Genomic DNA, 17,624 nt, shown 5'->3' with positions numbered 1-17,624 from the left:
GGAGGGGAGCGGCGTCAGTCGATGAGGGGCGTGACGGAAACTTCGTCGCTGCCGATCGCTAGCTTCGCGGCAAAGCTGAAGTCCTTCTCCACTTCGAGCGGACTCTGGGCGCCGCTGAACAGGTCGGTCTGCGTGGTGCTGAGTCGGGCCTTGCCGTTGAGCGGGGAGAGCACCCAGTTGCCGGAGACGGAACGGATCTTCACCTCGGGGTACTCGGTGATCTTCCAGACGATCGGCAGCTCCACGCGGTCAGTGAAGTGGAAGAACGGGCAGCCCGGGGGAGCGAGGCGGTCCTGGGCAGCGGTGCAGCCGGCCAGGAAGGCACGGACGTCCGCATCGACTTCGTCTTTCAGGGTTTGGGTGGCCTCGGTGGTCAGCACCAGGTCCAAGGTGTCCCGCGGCGAGGCGAGGAGCCCGGATTCCGCCGGCGCGGCAAAGTACTTCGAGGTGTATGAGACCTCCACCCGGACGGGATAAAACGCCGCGAAGGTGGTGGTGTCCTCCGGCAGGGCAACCTGCACGCCGTTCACGGAAGCGCTCTGCTGGCTGGCTGCCGTCACCGTCAAGGTCGGCAGCGCCGCGGGGGCGAAAGACCAGCGGTCGAAGAACAGCCACGCCCTGTCCGTCCGCTCGAGGCGGTACGTGCTCGTGCCCTCTTCCCCGCCGAGGGAATACCGAACCTCAAGGTCCACCCGGTCTTCTCCGGCGTTCCGCGGTTCGGCGATGTCCAGCACCTCAAGGTCGGCGGTGGAGGCCTTCAGGGCGTCGCCGTCCAGCAGTGCCGCGTTCGCGTCCGGCACCCTGGCGGCGAGGAGGCCCAGGGCGCGTTCGCCGTCGCCCTCCTGCAGGGCGGTGAAGTAGCTGTTGACCTGGTGTTCGGGTCCGTAGGCTTTGGTGTTGACGAAATAGATCACCACCACCGCGGCGGCGACGGTGAGCATGAGCGCGAGCAGCCAGGTGGCTACTGCTTTGATGACCGATGTTGTTCCCTGCACTGCTCAAACGATACCGGCTGGATCCCTGGAAGCCCGGACCGGCAGTTCGACGGCCGGGCTTCCGCGGCGCGGGTCCTAGGGCTCGACGCCGCTGCCAACGGTGTCGTTTTCATGTGCTGCGGCGATTTCCTCGGCCCGGGCGGCGTTGGCTTCCTCGGTGAGTTCGGCACCCGCAGCCGCGTCGCGGGTGAGGTTGTCGCCGGTCTCCGGATCGAAGAGGTGCACCTTGCGGGTGTCCAGCCACAGCTCGGCGTCCCGTCCGCCACGGATCCGGGACGCAGCGTCCAGGGTGACCACGATCTGCGGGCGCAGTTCGTCGGCGTCCATGTCGCGGGCCAGGTTGTCCAGCAGCTCCTTGACCTCGGGGTCCGGATGGAAGGGAATGTAGCCGTACTGCTCGTTGCCCAGCCATTCGGTGTGGCTGATCGGCGCGGTGAACACGGAGCCGTGCGGGCGTTTGGCCTCATCGACGAATTTGGCGTCCTCGAAGAATTCCGGCCGCAGCCCCACGAGAACGATGTTCTTCCCCGCTGCCTTGTCCGCCTTGTCCTGCGGAATCGTCAGATCGCCGACAGCCGTCCGCAGGACGTTTCCCTCCACCGTTGCCGGCAGGAAATTCATGGACGGTGAGCCAATGAAGCCGGCCACGAAGAGGTTGATGGGCTGCTCATAGAGTTCGCGGGGCGAGGCCACCTGCTGCAGGATGCCCTTCTTCAGGACCGCCACCCGGTCGCCGAGGGTCATGGCCTCCGTCTGGTCGTGGGTGACGTAAACGCTGGTGGTGCCGAGCCGGCGCTGCATCTGTGCGATCTCCGAACGCATCTGGCCGCGCAGCTTGGCGTCCAGGTTGGAGAGCGGTTCGTCGAAGAGGAAGGCATCGGCCTGCCGCACGATGGCCCGGCCCATGGCCACCCGCTGGCGCTGGCCGCCCGAGAGGTTGGCCGGCTTGCGGTCCAGGTGATCGGTCAGTTCCAGGGTGGAAGCGGCGTCCGTGACGAGCTTGCGCACCTGCTCGTCGGTGTACTTGCCCTTGTTCAGGCGCAGCGGGAACGCAATGTTCTCGAACACGGTCAGGTGCGGATACAGGGCGTAGTTCTGGAACACCATCGCCAGGTTCCGGTCGCGGGGTGCCTTGTCGTTGACGCGCTCACCGTTGATCAGGAGGTCACCGGAAGTGATGTCCTCCAATCCCACGATCATGCGCAGCAGGGTGGACTTTCCGCAGCCCGACGGGCCCACGAGGATGATGAACTCGCCGTCGGCAATGTCCAGGCTGACATCGTTGACGGCCGGAAAACCGTCTCCGTACTTCTTGACGAGGTTCTTGAGGGTGATCGATGCCATGAGAACAAATCCTTTTCTTCGACCGGACGTGCGGGGACTAGCCCTTGACGGCGCCCTGGGTTAGACCCGAGACGATCTGGCGCTGGAACGCCAGCACCAGCACTACAACGGGAATGGTGACAATGATTGCGGCCGCCGAGATGGCGCCCGTCGGTTCTTCGAACTGGGAGGCGCCGGTGAAGAACGCCAGGGCTGCCGGCACCGGCCGGGCCGCGTCGGTGGAGGTGAGTGAGATGCCGTAGACGAAGTCGTTCCAGGCGATGAAGAAGGCAATGATCGCCGTGGTGAACACGCCAGGGGCGGCCAGCGGCACGATGGCCTTTCGGAACGCCTGCCAGGTTGTGGCGCCGTCGACCTGTGCGGCCTGTTCCAGCTCCCACGGAATCTGCCGGAAGAAGGCGGCCAGGGTCCAGATCGAGATCGGCAGCGTCAGCGACAGGTAGGGGATGATGAGGCCTGCCCAGGTGTCGTACAGGCCGATGTTGCGCCACAGGTTGAACAGCGGGGTCACGATGGAAATCACCGGGAAAATCGAAACTCCGAGGGCCGTGGTCAGCACCAGCCGCTTCCCCGGGAAATCCAGCCTGGCGATGCCGTAGGCGCACAGCGTTGCCAGGACCACCGCGATGAAGGTGGCGATCAGCGAGATGCCGATCGAGTTGCGCAGTGCGGAGAGGAACAGCGTCTGCGCGTCACCGACCAGGATCTGCTCGTAGTTCGTGAACGACCAGGTGTTGGGGAGGAAGGTGCCTGAGGTCAGATCGCTGGGAATCTTGAAGGACGTGGCGAAAATCGAGGCCACCGGAAACAGGGCGTAGACGATGACGAAGACCGAGATGACGGTCCAGACGATTCTGCGCCTGGCGGGTGAGGCTTTCATTAGTTACCCCCTCGTGCACCGGTGAGGTCCACCTTGAATAGTTTGATGGCGATGAAGCAGATGATAATCACGCACACGAACAGCAGAACCGAAACGGCCGAGCCCATGCCAATCTCCAGCCGTGTGATCGAGGTCCGGTAGGCCAGCAGCGACAGCACCTCGGTTCCGTACGCGCCGCCGGTCATGATGTAGACGTTGTCGAAGATTCGGAAGGCATCCAGGGCGCGGAACAGGACGGCCACCATGATGGCGGCTTTCATGTTGGGGATGATCACGCGCTGCATCCGCTGCCACCAGGTGGCACCGTCCACTTCGGCGGCCTCGGTAAGCTCGCCGGGAACCTGGGCCAACCCGGCCAGGAGCAGGAGGGAGATGAACGGCGTCGTTTTCCAGATCTCCGACGCCATGATGACGAACAGTGCTGTCCAGGTGTCGGCGAACCAGTTCAGGTCGGTGCTGATTCCCGGCACCCAGCTGAACCAGTGATTGATGTAGCCGGAGTTGATGTCGAAGGCGTAGAACCAGGCGAAAGCCGACACCACGGTGATGATGCCGTACGGAACCAGGATTGCCGTGCGCAGCCAGCCGCGGACGGTTTTCAGGGCGCTGTTCATGACCAGGGCCAGGGCGAAACCGAGGATCAGCTCCACCACGACGGTGACCACGGTGATGAGCAGCGTGACCCCCAGATCGCGCCAGAACAGTCCGTCGGTCAGGATGACGCCGTAATTGCCGAGTCCGATGAATTCCCGGTCGGCGGGCGCGGTCAGCCGGTAACTGAACAAGGATTCCCAGAGCGCCAGCAGGATCGGATAGGCGGTGACGGCCAGCATGATGATGAACGCCGGTCCGGCCAGCAGGAAGCCAAGGCGGCGCTCGGCCCGGGCGCGGTCGCTGAGCCTGGCCTTGGCCGGTGCCTTGGCCCGCGCCGCGGCACCCGGAACGGCTGCTTCTACGGAGGTGCTCACAGCAGTTTCTCCCCTCTTAGGACGTCAACTATGAATTCCTGGCTGGTGGCCGGCGTGGTGTCCGGGTCGACATCGCTCGGAGGGGTCCACGTCTGCTGGATTCCGGTGGAAATCTCGTTGTAGTACGGCGTCTGCGGCCGAGGCTTGGACAACTCCAGCGATTCCCGGATGGTTCCGGCCATGGGGAAGGTCGAGACGGCTTCCGGATCGTTGTACGCCTCGGTGTTCGACGGCGGGTTGCCGTTGGTGGCGAAGTAGTAGGCCTGGTTTTCCGGGCTGACGATGCACTCGATTGCTTGGTAGGCCAAATCCGGATTCTCGCTCTTTGAGCCCACTCCCAGGTTGATGCCGCCCAGCGGGGGCGCTGTGTCCTCCCCGGCGTTGACCTGCGGGTACAGGGCCCACCCAATGTCATCAATGAGCGATTGGGGCAGGGTTCCGGCCTCGACGGCAGCGTTTGTGGCCGGCCAGACGAAGGGATAGTTCACCATGAAGGAGCCCTCGTCGCCTTGGAACTGGATCATTGAGGTGTTTTCGGTCTGGGTGGGAAGACCGGGTCCGCCCAATCCGTCCTTGCCGATGGTGGACACGATCTCCGCGGCGGCTTTGCCGGCGTCGGTATCGACGCCGAGCTGCAGCTCGTCCGCCGGCGCATCGGGGTTCTCCACGATCTGTCCGCCTGCCGATTCAATGAGCGCGTTCACCCACACCGTCATTGACTCGGCCCGGGCTCCCTGGACGCCCAGGAACTTTCCCTGGTCCTGCGCCGCCTGCATGATTTGGTCCCAGGTGACCGGCTGGCTCATGTCGAGTCCGGCAGCCGCGGCGACGGACTTCCGGTACCAGAGGATCTGCGTGTTGGCCCAGAACGGCACCGCGACGATTTCGTCCTTCCACGTGGCACCGGCCAGCGCGCCCTCCACGACATTCTGGGTGGTGCGCTCGACGACGTCCTCCGGAACCGGGGCCAGATAACCGGGTTCGGCGTACTCGGGGACGTTCGGCGGGTCCAGGCTCATGATGTCCATGGTCTTGTCGCCGGCAGCCAGGCGCCGGGCCAGCTGTTCACGCTGGGAGGCGGCGTCATTGGGAAGCAACGATGTTTCGATGGTGTAGGCGCCGCCGGAAGCGTCGCTGCACCGGGATGCCAGTTCGGCCTGGCCGCCGTCGTCCGGGTTGATGTACCAGGTAAGGGTGGGAGCACCTTCGCTGGAGCTGCAGCCACTCAGCAACGTTGCTCCAACGGCGAGGGCAAACCCCGCAGCTGCATGTTTCCTCATACGGGATGGGCCGTAGTATCTTGCATCCGTTGGCATCGGTGTTGTGCCTCCACCTCGTCGTAGGCGCAGAGTCCGAAAACTCCGCGGCGGCTGCCACCCTAAGCAGCCTTTCGAAAGACACTATGCCCTGACCGTGTTTTTCGCCACTGTCCCATCGGCGCGGGAAGGTGGTTTGCTCAGGTCAGGAGTGCAGCGATCGCCACGAGGACCGGCAGGGAGATGATGGTGGTCAACAGTACGGTGTCCTTGGCAACGAGCACGCCCTCCTCGTACCGGGTTGCAGCAACAAATACGTTCTGTGCGGTGGGCAGGGCTGCGGTGACGACGACGGCGAACAGCAGGTGCCCCTCCATCCCGAGGACGAACCGGGCCAGCAGGTAGGCCAGGGCCGGTTGCAGCACCAGTTTGAAGGCCGACGCCAGTACGACGTCGATCCGCCGGCCGCCGTCGCGGTGCAGCGGCCGGGAACCGACCAGGGAGATGCCGAACGCCAGCAGCATCGCCGGTACCGCTGCTCCGCCGATCAGCGTGACCGGTTCCAGGATGATCACGGGCAGTTGAAGTCCGGTGGCAGCCAGGATCAACCCGATCAGGGTGCCGATGATGATGGGGTTGCGGCCAATCTGGGCCAGGAATGACAGCACCGAGGTCCGCCGGCCGCTGGTGCTTGAATCCATGAGCATCAGGAACACCGGTGTGAAAAATGCCAGCTGGAAGATGAGGACCGGCGCGATGTAGGCGGCGTCTCCGAGCACGTACACGGCGATCGGCAGGCCGAGGTTCGCGGCATTGACCACCGACGAGGACATCGCCGATATGAGGGCCTCCGGGAACGGCCGGCGCAGCCACCAGCGGGTGCACAGCAGGAAGAGGAGCGCTGTCAGGAGGGCGCTGACCGCTGCGACCAGGAGCGGCAGGGAGAAAACGGTGTGCAGGTCGGCGTCGCTCAGCGTCACCAGCAGCAGCGCAGGCGAAGCCACAAAAAACGTCAGCCGGCTCAGCACGGTTTGGGCGTTGCCGCCCAGCACGCCCAGCCTGCCAATCACATAACCGGCCAGGATGATGATCCAGACAACCGTAAACCCGGTGAGTACCCCCAGCACCGGGAACTACGAAACGGGGATGGTGGCGGAGACCCGGCGGATCTCGGACGGAAACATCATGGAGTGGGTAACTAAGCGGCTCATCGCGGCCCAGTATACGGGTGGCAGCGGAGCACGCAGAAACACGACGGCCCCCGGAATCTCGAGGATTCCGGGGGCCGTCAGGTGGAGCGGGCGACGGGAATCGAACCCGCGTATCAAGCTTGGGAAGCTAGCGCTCTACCATTGAGCTACGCCCGCAGAGCCGGAGTACTCCGGCACAGGCAACCACTTTACATGTAACCGCGGCCTCACGGAATTTGGGCGTTAGGGTGCGTCGGCCGGCCCGTCATCCAGCCCGTCGGCTCCGGCATTCCGGGCGCCTTGGCGTGCGCGCTCCACCAGATCCCGCCACCTTCCCTGCACACAGCTCTCGGGCAGGGTGGCCGTGAAATGGCCCACTTGGATGTCATAAACGAACCGGTCCGGGCCGGCGGGCTGTCCCGGCGGCGGATTCTGCAACAGCGGCAGCCACTCCTGCTCCGCTTCCTCGGCGCTGACCTGAATGCTCCAGACCCGGGTGAGGCCCGCGAAACCGCCGGTGCGGACCACAACTATCTTCACGGCCGCACTCCCACGGCTTCCCAGGCGTCGGCGACGGCGCCGTATTCAGGCCCGGACGTTCCGTAGCGCTTCTCGGTGGCAAGCAGCGTCCCGGCCGCGAAGAGGGAGAAGGTGCAGTCCACGGGAAGGGTCTGCTCGGTGATTGTGTCGTACCAGATCTGCCCGGCGCGTTCCCAGGCATAGCTGCCCATGGCGACGGCGGCCAAATAGAAGGCATGGTTGGGGATCCCCGAGTTGATGTGAACGCCGCCGTTGTCCGCTGTCGTGGAAACATAACCGGCCATGGTGGCGGGCTGCGGGTCCCGGCCCAGGACGTCGTCGTCGTAGGCCGTGCCGGGAGCCTTCAGGGAACGCAGGGCGGCGCCCGAGACCTGCGCCGTGAACAAGCCGGCGCCCACCAGCCAGGCGGCGTCCCCCGCTTCCTGGCGGAGGAGCTTTTGTTCGACGAGAACGCCGAACACATCGGAGACCGACTCGTTCAGCGCCCCGGCCTGGTCCTGGTATTCGAAGCGGGAGGTGTACTGGATGAGGCCGTGCGCCAGCTCGTGGCCGATCACCGTCAGCGACTTGGTGAATCGTTCAAAGACCTCGCCGTCGCCGTCCCCGCAGACCATCCGCTCGCCGTCCCAGAACGCATTGTCGTAGTCGCGGCCGTAATGGACGGTGGCGGCCAGCACCCCGCCGGCGCCGTCGACCGAGGACCTGCCGTACACGTCGCTGAAGAGGGCGTGGGTGGCTCCGAGTCCCTCGTACGCTTCGTCGACCGAGCCGTCACCGGAGGGCCCGCTGCCCTCCGCCCGGACCAGGGCGCCGGGCAGGGTTTCCGTGCCGCCGGCGTCGGACACCTCCCGCCGCAGCGATGGAACGACGGCGGTGCCCGGGTGCGGCGCCGGAACCTGCCGGGCCTGCGCGCGGGCCTGCTGCACGGGAGGCAGCTCGGCCAGCGCCCGCCGCGCCGCCTCCGCGGCCCGGCTGAAGCTGCCGTCCTGCTGCTCGGCGATGCGGGCCAGAAGGTAAGGGGGAACGATCGAACAGATCATGGGAGTCCTCCAAGAATCGGTCTCGAGCCGGGAGCAGGAACTGCGCCCGGAGCCTCAGCCTAGAGGCCCCCTCCGACATGGCAAGGCCGGGAGGCCGACCGTCCTACTGTGCCTGCGGGTTTCCTTCTGCTCCGTCGGGGGCGGAGCCGGGTGCCCGGTTGGCTGCCGCCTGGTCGTAAGCGGCAACAATGGCCGCCACGCCCTCCGGACCCAGTTCAAGGCCCATGTCGCTGCCGGGGTTGATGGCCAGGCCGTAACCCTGCGCGATGCTGCGCAGCGTGGCTTCGCCGCCGGCCTTGACCATGACCGGGGCCTGTTCGCGGATCTGCTCGGGCACGCGCCCGGCTGTGGTGAAGGTGGCAGCCACGGCCGAGTCACCTTCCGGAGACTTCAGGACGAGGGCCTGGAAGGAGGAGGGATCCTGGTCGTCCTGAAGCCGGCCGACGCTGAGCAGCTCCGACTCGCAGATGCGCGCCACCAGTTCCTGGCTGCTGATCCGCCCCTCCTTCCCGGCAACAATCGCTTCCTCAAGGGCGGCCGCGCCCTCGGGATCGGAATACTGTGCCTGGCCCGGCACGGAAGTGTCCTGTCCGGCGCCGTCGGTGTTGTCAGTGTTCTCCGCCATGGGTCTCTCCTCAGAAGTTGTTAAAACCAGAATGCTCAGCGGCAAGTTTGGCACAGCAGCAGGGGGGTGTTTCAAGCGGGGGCAGGCTTCGAGCGCGGCGGGGGAGCGGGCCGCGGACCGTGAAGCTACCGTGGGAGCTGTCCGGACCGATCAGCGAAAAACGGAGCACCGATGAGTGTCAGCAGGAATACCCGCAGCCTGGAACCGGGCATCGAACGGGACTTCACCGACAAGATGAGTTACGGAAGCTACTTGGCCCTTGATCAGCTGCTGGGGGCCCAGCATCCGGTCAGCAGCCCGGAGCACCACGACGAAATGCTCTTCATCATCCAGCACCAGACCTCCGAGCTGTGGCTGAAGCTGGTCCTGCACGAGCTGCGGTCGGTGCGTTCCAAGCTGGCAGGCGACGATCTGCGCGGGGCAATGAAGGGCATCGCCCGCATCAAGCACATCCAGCGCTCGCTGACGGAACAATGGTCGGTGCTGGCCACGCTGACGCCGTCGGAGTACGCGGAATTCCGCGGGGACCTGGGAGCCTCGAGCGGTTTCCAGTCCCATCAGTACCGGGCGGTGGAATTCCTGCTCGGCAACAAGAACGCGGCCATGGTGAACGTCTTTGCGTCGGACCCGGCGGCCGTTGAGCTGCTCACCGGGCTGCTGGACAAGACCAGCATCTACGACGAGTTCATCTTCTTCCTGCACCGCCGCGGCTACGACGTTCCGGAAGAACTGCTGACCCGCGACTTCAGCCAGGCGCACGTGGCCAACGAGGCCCTGATGCGTGTTTACCAACACGTTTACGAGAACGCCGCGGAGCACTGGGACGTTTATGAAGCCTGCGAGGAGCTGGTGGATCTGGAAGACAACTTCCAGCTGTGGCGCTTCCGGCACCTGAAGACGGTGGAGCGCACCATCGGATTCAAGCGGGGAACCGGTGGTTCCTCCGGTGCTTCCTTCCTGCAGCGGGCACTGGAACTGACGTTCTTCCCCGAGCTGTACGCCGTCCGGACGGAGATCGGCCGGTAGCCGGCCCGGCGGGACTCCGGCGGGAGTGCCGGCGCCGATGCGCTATTTTTAGAAGGTGCTGATTTCTGACCGCGACATCCGAACCGAAATTGCCGACAAGCGGATTGTTCTCGATCCCTACGAACCCGGAATGGTCCAGCCGTCCAGTGTGGACGTGCGCATTGACCGGTTCTTCCGGCTCTTCGACAACCACAAGTACGCGCACATCGACCCCTCCCTGGACCAGCCGGACCTGACCCGCCTGGTGGAGGTTGACCCGGACGAGCCGTTCATCCTGCATCCGGGAGAGTTCGTGCTCGGCTCCACCTACGAGACCGTCACGCTCCCCGACGACATCGCCGCGCGGCTTGAGGGCAAGTCCTCGCTGGGCCGGCTCGGCCTGCTCACGCACTCCACCGCGGGTTTCATCGACCCCGGCTTCTCCGGCCATGTCACCTTGGAGCTGTCGAACATGGCGACGCTGCCGATCAAGCTCTGGCCCGGATCCAAGATCGGCCAGCTGTGCTTCTTCCGGCTGACCTCGCCGGCGGAATTCGCCTACGGCTCCGGCCAGTACGGCAACCGCTACCAGGGACAGCGCGGTCCGACGGCGTCGCTCAGCCACCTGAACTTCCACCGCACTACGGTCTAGGCCCGGTTCCTTCGACCGGCCCACCGGGCGGTCCCGGCCCCCGGTCGGCCCGCTAGACCTCCGGAACCACCGCACGCGGTGTCTTGCCGGGGGAGCGGACCGGCAGCAGGACCAGCAGGCCCAGGAGCAGCACCAGCAGGATGCCCAGGATGCCGTACCGCTGGGCGCCGAAGATGCTGATGAACGCCGCGAACAGGGCCGGTGCCAGGAAGCTCACGGCCCGGCCGGTCGTGGCATAGAGCCCAAACAGTTCGGCTTCCTCGCCCTCCGGGGCCAGCCGGGCCAGGAACGCGCGGGACGCTGACTGCGCCGGACCCACGAACAGGCAGAGCAGCAGGCCGAAGATCCAGAACGTGGTGTCGCCGGACCACTGCAGTCCCAGCAGGCTCACATCTTCGGCCCCGAACAGGCCAATCACTCCGCCGGAGATGAGCAGGCCGACCAGGGAGAAGACAATGACGTTCTTCGGTCCGGCGCGGTCGTCCAGGAAGCCGCCGGCTATGGCGCCCACCGCGGCCACGACGTTGCCGAAGATCGCAAAGATGATCACCTGGGACAGCTCCCAGCCGAAGGTCCCGGAGGCAATCACGCCGCCGAAGGTGAAGACCGCGGCCAGGCCGTCGCGGAACACCGCGCTGGCCAGCAGGAACCAGACGGTGTGCGGGCTGGTCTTGAAAATGGCCTTGATGCGGCGGAACAGCAGGCCGTAGGACGCAAAGAAACCAATTCCGGCAGCCCGTTCCCGCCGGGGAACCTCCGGCACCGCAAACAGCACGGGCAGCGCAAACACTGCCAGCCATACGGCGGCGAAGACGGCCACGGCGCGGATGTTCAGCCCGTCCTCGGTCGTGACGCCAAACCATCCGACGTCGGGGTTGATGAAGCCCACAAGCACTGCGGCCAGGGCGGCGATCCCGCCAACGTATCCCATGCCCCAGCCGAAGCCGCTGACCCTGCCCACATTGGCCGGGGTGGAGATCTGCGACAGCATCGCGTTGTAATTCACGCTCGCGAACTCGTTGAAGACGTTGCCCAGGGCGATGAGCGCCACGCCCAGCAGCAGGAATTCCGGGCGCGGATAGACGAAGAAGCACAGCGCGGTCACCAGGCACACCAGCGCCGTGTTCACGCCCAGCCAGGTCTTGCGCCGGCCGCCGGCATCCGAGCGCTGCCCGACGACGGGCGCCAGCACGGCCACTGCAAGCCCGGCCAGAGCGACGCCGTAGCCGAGGACCGAGGAAGCGTGAGCCTCTCCGCCGAAGCTCTCCGAGGTCAGATACACGGTGAAGACGAAGGTGGTCATCACCGCGTTGAACGCCGCTGATCCCCAGTCCCAGGCCGCCCAGGCGAGGATCTGCCGTTTCCGGACCACCGCCGGCGCGCCGGCGGAGGAGGTGCTGGGTGCTTGTGTGTTGGAGACCATAGCCAGATGCTATCGGTGCCCGCGGTTCCGCCGGGCCACAAACGAAGCACCGGCATGTCCCGCGCCGGGTAGCGCCGGGTACCCCAAATGCAACTTAGGTGTATGCCATGGGTAGAATAGATATACGCCCTCTGACCACCATCTTGATAACTACAGCTGTAGCTGCGGCTGGAAGACTGTCAAAAAAGCTCGGGAGATCTTGTGCTAGTTGTGCTCACCGTTTTGTTTACGGTGGCATTGGTGGCGCCCTTAATGTTCCGCAGGATCGGCCGTTCGGCGTTCTATGTCCTGGCCGCCGTCCCCGCCGCAGCCTTTGTCTGGCTGCTGGTCACGTTTCCCCGGTACACAGGTGCCGACCAGACGCTGGCCTCGGGCGCTCCCAACGCCCCGCCGTCGCTCGTCATCCCCTGGATTCCCGATCTCCGCGTGGAGCTGGCCTTCCGGATGGACACCCTGGCCGCGGTCCTTTCCATCCTCATCCTGGGCGTCGGCTCGCTGGTCCTCTTCTACTGCGCCCGCTATTTCCGCCCGGGCGACGCGCAGATGGGCGCCTTCGGCTCCCAGCTGCTGGCCTTTGCCGCGGCAATGTTCGGCCTGGTCACAGCCGATGACCTGATCCTGCTGTTCGTTTTCTGGGAACTGACCACGGTCTTGTCCTACCTGCTGATCGGCTACTCCGCGCACCGCCTGTCCGCACGCCGGGCGGCGCTGCAGGCGCTGATCGTGACCACCTTCGGCGGCCTGGCGATGCTGGTGGGCATGGTGCTGATTGGCAACGCCGCAGGCACCCTGCGGATCTCCGAGATCCTCGCCATGGCCCCGCAGCTGCTCGAACGCGGCGCCGTCGTGGACGTGGCCATTGTGCTGATGCTCATCGGCGCGGTGTCCAAATCCGCGCTGCTCCCGTTCCACTTCTGGCTCCCTGCCGCGATGGCCGCCCCCACGCCGGTCAGCGCCTACCTGCACGCAGCGGCCATGGTGAAGGCCGGCATCTACCTGGTGGCCCGGCTCGCTCCCGGATTCTCGGAATCCACCTATTGGCACGCCGTCGTGCTCGTCCTGGGCCTCTCGACCATGTTGCTGGGCGGCTGGCGCGCACTGCGCCAGTACGACCTGAAGCTGATCCTCGCGTACGGAACCGTCAGCCAGCTCGGCTTCCTGACCCTGGTGGTGGGACTGGGCAACCGGGAAGCCGCCGTGGCCGGGCTCGGCCTGCTGCTGGCCCACGGCTTCTTCAAAGCGACCCTGTTCCTGGTGGTGGGCATCGTTGACCACCAGTCGGGGACCCGGGACATCCGCAAGCTCTCCGGCATCCACCGCTCCTCTCCGCAGCTGTTCATCGTGGCCCTCATCGGCGCCGCGTCCATGGCCGGAGTGGCGCCCCTGCTCGGCTTCGTGGCCAAGGAATCGGTCTACGAGACCTTCGTCCACTATGCCGAGAAGCAGGGAACCGCCGGGGCGGCAGTGCTGCTGGCCGGCGTCGTCATCGGCTCCATCCTGACTTTTGCCTACAGCGCCCGCTTCGTCTGGGGCGGTTTCGCCACCAAGCCCAACGCCAAGCCCACCGCCTTCAAGCCGGTGCCGTGGACCTTCCTCGCCGCGCCCGGCATCCTGACCGTCGTAACCGTGGTCTTCGGCCTGTGGCCGGCACCGCTGGACGCAGCCATCGCCTCCTACGCGGACCTGTACCCGGCCGACGGCAGCCCCACTCATCTGGCCCTGTGGCACGGCTTCACCACCGCACTGCTGCTGACCGTCATCACCATCGGAGCCGGGCTGCTGCTGTTCTGGCAGCGGATCCGGGTGGAACGGCTGCAGGGACGCTTCACCGCCCCGCTGGACGCCGAACGCTCCTACCGCGGGATTATCGGCGTGCTCGACGACGTCGCGGTCTGGGTCACCGGACGCACCCAGCGCGGTTCGCTGATGTTCTACCTCTTCGTCATCCTGTCGGTGGCGGTCGTGACTCCGCTTTTCGCGCTCATTGTCCGCGACGCGCCGCTGCCGGACCAGTTCCACTGGTTTGATTCGCCGCTGCAGGCAGTGATCGGCGTCGGCATCATCCTGGGGGGCCTCGCCGCTGCCCGCGCCAACAAGCGGTTCCTGGCCGTGCTCATGGTCAGCGTCACCGGCTACGGAATCGCCCTGATCTTCGCCCTGCAGGGCGCGCCGGACCTGGCCCTGACCCAGATGCTGGTGGAAACCATCGTCCTGGTTGCCTTTGTCCTGGCGCTGCGTTCCCTGCCGGCCCGGCTCTGGAAGCGCGAACCGGCCGGACACCGCATGCTGCGCGCCCTGCTCGGCATTGCCTTCGGCGGGACCATGGTGGTCCTGGCCATGACGGCAATGGCGTCCCGCGTGGCGGAGCCCATTTCCCTGGCCTTCCCCGACCTCGCCTACGAGGTGGGCGGCGGCGCCAACATCGTCAACGTCACGCTCGTCGACATCCGCGCCTGGGACACCTTCGGGGAGATCTCGGTGCTGGCCATGGCCGCCACCGGCGTTGCGTCGCTGATCTTCGTGCGCGGCCGCGGCGACAAGCGCCGCCGGGCAGAGGGCGTCGCCACCGGATCCGTGGACCGCGGCCGCGAACACTTCGCGTCCTCCGGCCGCCAGGAGGCCACCCTCGCGATGGCACGGAAGTTCTCCAGCGTCAGCCGCGACGCCTGGCTCGTCGCCGGGCGGACCCTCGCTCCGGAACGGCGTTCCATCATCTTCGAGGTAATTACCCGCCTGCTGTTCCACTCGGTGATCCTGTTCTCCATCTATCTCCTGGTGGCCGGGCACAACATGCCCGGCGGCGGCTTCGCCGGGGGACTCATGGCCGGACTCGCCCTGACCATCCGCTACCTGGCCGGCGGCCGGTTCGAACTGGCCGAAGCAAGCCCGGTCAGCGCCGGCCTGCTGCTCGGCGGCGGGCTGGGCCTGGCCGGACTGTCGGCCGCCGCGCCGCTGGTCTTCGGCGGACAGGTCCTGCAGAGCGCCATCATCAAGTTCACCTGGCCCATTTTCGGCGAGGTCAAGTTCGTGACCTCCACGATCTTCGATATCGGCGTGTACCTGGTGGTGGTCGGGCTGGTGCTGGATGTCCTGCGCAGCCTGGGCTCCGAAATCGATGAACGCAGCGAAGGCGGCTCCTCCGACGACGAGGAGACGATCGAGCCCGAACCCGAAATACCCAGCCGAGAAGAGGAGGAGGTGGCCCGATGAGCGTGAACATCACCTTCATGGTAATTATGGGAGCGCTGTATGCCTGCGGGATCTACCTGCTCCTGGAACGCAGCCTGACCCGCGTGGTGCTGGGACTGACCATGCTCACCAACGCCACCAACATCCTGCTGCTCTCCACCGGCGGCTTCCAGGGCCTGGCTCCGCTGTTCAGCGCCGACATTGCAGCGGAAGACTACAACGATCCGCTGCCGCAGGCCTTCATCCTGACGTCCATCGTGATCTCCTTCTCCGTGACCGCGTTCATGCTCGGCATCATCTACCGGTCCTGGGTGCTGAGCCGCCAGGACGAGGTCCAGGACGACCTCGAGGACCGCCGCGTGGCAAGCCAGAGCAGCTTCGACGCGGAGGACGACGCCGACGTCCCCGAGGACACCACCGAATTCACCCCGCCCGAAGAGGCTGAAGAGGCGCCCGGATCCCTGCGCGCCTCCGGTCAGAGCACCAGCCCGGAGGCCAAGGAATGAACACCGTAAGTCTGGCTCCGCTGGCCGTGGTCCTGCCGTTCTTCGGCGCGGCCCTTGCCTTCATCCTGATCCGCCACACCCGCGCCCAGCGCATCATCAGCGTCACCATCCTGTCCGTGACGCTGCTCCTGGAAGTCATCCTGCTGTTCTCCATCTGGGAGACGGGAGCCCAGGCCGTGAACCTGGGCGGCTGGCTGCCGCCGGTCGGCATCACTATGGTGGTGGACCAGTTCTCCGCCCTGATGCTGGTCGTCTCCTCTGCCGTCAGCCTGGCGGTGCTGATCTACGCAGCGGGGCAGGGCATGACCGACGGTGACGAAGACGGTCCGATCTCGATCTTCCATCCGACCTACCTCATCCTGGTTGCCGGAGTGTCCAACGCCTTCCTGGCCGGGGACCTCTTCAACCTGTACGTGGGCTTCGAAATCCTGCTCACCGCGAGCTACGTGCTGATGACCCTGGGCGGAACCACTGCACGCATCCGCGCCGGCATCACCTACGTGGTGGTCAGCGTGGTCTCCTCGCTGCTGTTCCTGATCACCATCGCCATGATTTACGCGGCCACCGGCACCGTGAACATGGCGGACCTGGCGGTGAAGCTGCAGGACCTGGACCCCGGCACGCAGCTGATGCTGCACCTGATGCTGCTGGTCGCGTTCGGAATCAAGGCCGCAGTCTTTCCGCTGTCCTTCTGGCTGCCGGACTCCTATCCGACGGCTCCGGCGCCGGTCACCGCGGTGTTCGCCGGGCTGCTGACCAAGGTGGGCGTCTACGCCATGGTCCGCACCGAGACGCTGCTCTTCCCCGGCGACCGCATCAACACCCTGCTGATGGTGGTGGCGGGACTGACCATGGTGGTCGGCATCCTGGGTGCCCTGGCACAGACCGACATCAAGCGAATGCTCTCCTTCACATTGGTCAGCCACATCGGCTACATGGTGTTCGGCCTGGCCGTGGGATCGGTGATCGGCATCGGCTCCGCGGTGTTCTACGTGGTCCACCACATTACGATCCAGACCTCCCTGTTCCTGGTCACCGGCCTGATCGAGCGCCGCGGCGGCACCGCCAACATGGACCGGCTCGGCGGTTTGGCGAAGCTCTCACCGCTGCTGGCCGTGCTGTACTTCATTCCGGCCATCAACCTGGGCGGGATTCCGCCGTTCTCGGGCTTCCTCGGCAAGCTCGGACTCCTGGAGGCCGGCGTCGACCTGGGCACTCCGCTGGCGTACACCCTGGTGGGGGCCAGCGTGCTGACCAGCCTGCTGACGCTGCTGGTGATGGCCCGGGTCTGGAACCGTGCGTTCTGGCGGACACCTGAAGACGCCGTTCATCCGGACCCGATCCTGCTGGCGACCGGCGACGACGGGTCCGCAGTGCGCCACTCCGGCGAGGTCACCGAGAAGTCAACGGGCAAGTTCTCCGGCCGCGGCGCCGTCGACCTGCTGCCGCGCACCATGGTGTATCCCACCGTGGGCCTGGTGGCGCTCGGCGTCTCACTGACCGTCCTGGCCGGTCCGCTGTTCTCGCTCAGCGACGACGCGGCGCAGGATCTGCTGGACCGCACACCGTACATTGAAGCCGTTCTGGGAGAGGGGGCAGGCCAGTGACCCGCAGGGCCCAAATGCGCAACCGGCCGCGCGTGCCGCTGCTCAAGGAAATCCCGCTGCTGATCTGGCTGGTGTTCCTCTGGGGCGCCCTCTGGCAGGACTTCAGTGCCGGCAACCTGATCTTCGGCGCCGCGATTGCCTTCGTCGTGGCCAACATCTTCTACCTGCCGCCGGTGGAGCTCAGCGGCCGGTTCAATCCGATCTACGCCCTGGGCTTCGCGGTCCGGTTCTTCTACAAGCTGGTCCACGCCAGCTTCGAGGTGCTCTGGCTGTCCATCACCAAGGGTCCGCACATCAAGAATGCAGTGGTGGGCGTGAAGCTGCGCAGCCACTCGGACCTTCTGGTCACCGCCACCGGGCACGCGCTGTCGCTGATTCCGGGTTCCCTGGTGGTGGGGGGGGGG

At 65.9% G+C, this 17,624-nt stretch carries 16 protein-coding genes and 1 tRNA gene; 6 read left to right on the top strand and 11 right to left on the bottom strand.

The features are described 5' to 3' along the window. Positions 1 to 14: 14 nt before the first annotated feature. The 10 genes from QNO00_RS15165 to QNO00_RS15120 form a co-directional block, all read right to left on the bottom strand. Entirely contained in the window at positions 15 to 995 is a 981-nt protein-coding gene (locus QNO00_RS15165) for a hypothetical protein (RefSeq protein WP_284025106.1), read from the bottom strand. Between the two features lie 75 nt (positions 996 to 1,070). Further along, the gene (locus QNO00_RS15160; protein WP_229966177.1) at positions 1,071 to 2,339 is read right to left on the bottom strand and encodes an ABC transporter ATP-binding protein; all 1,269 of its coding nucleotides are present in this window, start codon (positions 2,337 to 2,339) and stop codon (positions 1,071 to 1,073) included. 37 nt (positions 2,340 to 2,376) lie between these two features. Further along, complete coding sequence (locus tag QNO00_RS15155; RefSeq protein ID WP_229966176.1) at positions 2,377 to 3,219, bottom strand: carbohydrate ABC transporter permease; 843 nt, start codon at positions 3,217 to 3,219, stop codon at positions 2,377 to 2,379. Beyond that, positions 3,219 to 4,187, bottom strand: a complete 969-nt coding sequence (locus QNO00_RS15150) for a carbohydrate ABC transporter permease (protein WP_229966175.1) — start codon at positions 4,185 to 4,187, stop codon at positions 3,219 to 3,221. The genes QNO00_RS15155 and QNO00_RS15150 overlap by 1 nt, the downstream gene beginning before the upstream one ends. Further along, positions 4,184 to 5,467, bottom strand: a complete 1,284-nt coding sequence (locus QNO00_RS15145) for a sugar ABC transporter substrate-binding protein (protein WP_229966174.1) — start codon at positions 5,465 to 5,467, stop codon at positions 4,184 to 4,186. Before QNO00_RS15145 ends, QNO00_RS15150 begins: the two co-directional genes overlap by 4 nt. A 176-nt stretch (positions 5,468 to 5,643) precedes the next feature. Continuing rightward, positions 5,644 to 6,570 (bottom strand): AEC family transporter, encoded by a 927-nt coding sequence (locus tag QNO00_RS15140; RefSeq protein ID WP_284025105.1) that lies wholly within the window; start codon positions 6,568 to 6,570, stop codon positions 5,644 to 5,646. 166 nt (positions 6,571 to 6,736) lie between these two features. After that, positions 6,737 to 6,810 (bottom strand) — tRNA-Gly (locus tag QNO00_RS15135). 66 nt (positions 6,811 to 6,876) lie between these two features. Continuing rightward, positions 6,877 to 7,173, bottom strand: a complete 297-nt coding sequence (locus tag QNO00_RS15130) for a protealysin inhibitor emfourin (protein WP_229966172.1) — start codon at positions 7,171 to 7,173, stop codon at positions 6,877 to 6,879. Continuing rightward, positions 7,170 to 8,213, bottom strand: coding sequence for a M4 family metallopeptidase (locus tag QNO00_RS15125; RefSeq protein ID WP_284025104.1), 1,044 nt, complete (start codon positions 8,211 to 8,213; stop codon positions 7,170 to 7,172). Before QNO00_RS15125 ends, QNO00_RS15130 begins: the two co-directional genes overlap by 4 nt. 103 nt (positions 8,214 to 8,316) lie before the next feature. Beyond that, entirely contained in the window at positions 8,317 to 8,838 is a 522-nt protein-coding gene (locus tag QNO00_RS15120; protein ID WP_284025103.1) for an SseB family protein, read from the bottom strand. 171 nt (positions 8,839 to 9,009) lie between these two features. Here QNO00_RS15120 and QNO00_RS15115 point away from each other — a divergent pair, with 171 nt between their 5' ends. Together QNO00_RS15115 and dcd are read left to right on the top strand one after the other, a co-directional pair. Then, positions 9,010 to 9,864: a tryptophan 2,3-dioxygenase gene (locus tag QNO00_RS15115; RefSeq protein ID WP_284025102.1), complete on the top strand. Its 855-nt coding sequence runs from the start codon at positions 9,010 to 9,012 to the stop codon at positions 9,862 to 9,864. Positions 9,865 to 9,919: 55 nt separating this feature from the next. Further along, positions 9,920 to 10,495 (top strand): dCTP deaminase, encoded by a 576-nt coding sequence (gene dcd / locus QNO00_RS15110; RefSeq protein ID WP_229966168.1) that lies wholly within the window; start codon positions 9,920 to 9,922, stop codon positions 10,493 to 10,495. A gap of 52 nt (positions 10,496 to 10,547) precedes the next feature. On the opposite strand, the gene QNO00_RS15105 is transcribed toward dcd, so the two are convergent. Then, complete coding sequence (locus QNO00_RS15105) at positions 10,548 to 11,918, bottom strand: MFS transporter (protein WP_284025101.1); 1,371 nt, start codon at positions 11,916 to 11,918, stop codon at positions 10,548 to 10,550. 201 nt (positions 11,919 to 12,119) lie between these two features. Between QNO00_RS15105 and QNO00_RS15100 the strand changes: the two genes are divergently transcribed. The 4 genes from QNO00_RS15100 to QNO00_RS15085 form a co-directional block, all read left to right on the top strand. Continuing rightward, the gene (locus QNO00_RS15100) at positions 12,120 to 15,128 is read left to right on the top strand and encodes a Na+/H+ antiporter subunit A (protein ID WP_284025100.1); all 3,009 of its coding nucleotides are present in this window, start codon (positions 12,120 to 12,122) and stop codon (positions 15,126 to 15,128) included. Continuing rightward, positions 15,125 to 15,613 carry a Na(+)/H(+) antiporter subunit C gene (locus tag QNO00_RS15095; RefSeq protein WP_229966165.1) on the top strand — a complete coding sequence of 163 codons (489 nt, stop codon included), beginning with the start codon at positions 15,125 to 15,127 and terminating at the stop codon, positions 15,611 to 15,613. Before QNO00_RS15100 ends, QNO00_RS15095 begins: the two co-directional genes overlap by 4 nt. After that, positions 15,610 to 17,220, top strand: coding sequence for a Na+/H+ antiporter subunit D (locus QNO00_RS15090; protein WP_284025099.1), 1,611 nt, complete (start codon positions 15,610 to 15,612; stop codon positions 17,218 to 17,220). Before QNO00_RS15095 ends, QNO00_RS15090 begins: the two co-directional genes overlap by 4 nt. A gap of 14 nt (positions 17,221 to 17,234) precedes the next feature. Further along, positions 17,235 to 17,624, top strand: a 390-nt coding sequence (locus QNO00_RS15085; RefSeq protein ID WP_284025213.1) for a Na+/H+ antiporter subunit E, incomplete at its 3' end; no start/stop codon positions are given.

The organism is Arthrobacter sp. zg-Y1219 (assembly GCF_030125545.1).
GTDB lineage: Bacteria > Actinomycetota > Actinomycetes > Actinomycetales > Micrococcaceae > Arthrobacter_B.
Note: the sequence above shows the minus strand (reverse complement) of the source record. Positions and strands in the feature narration are given on the sequence as shown.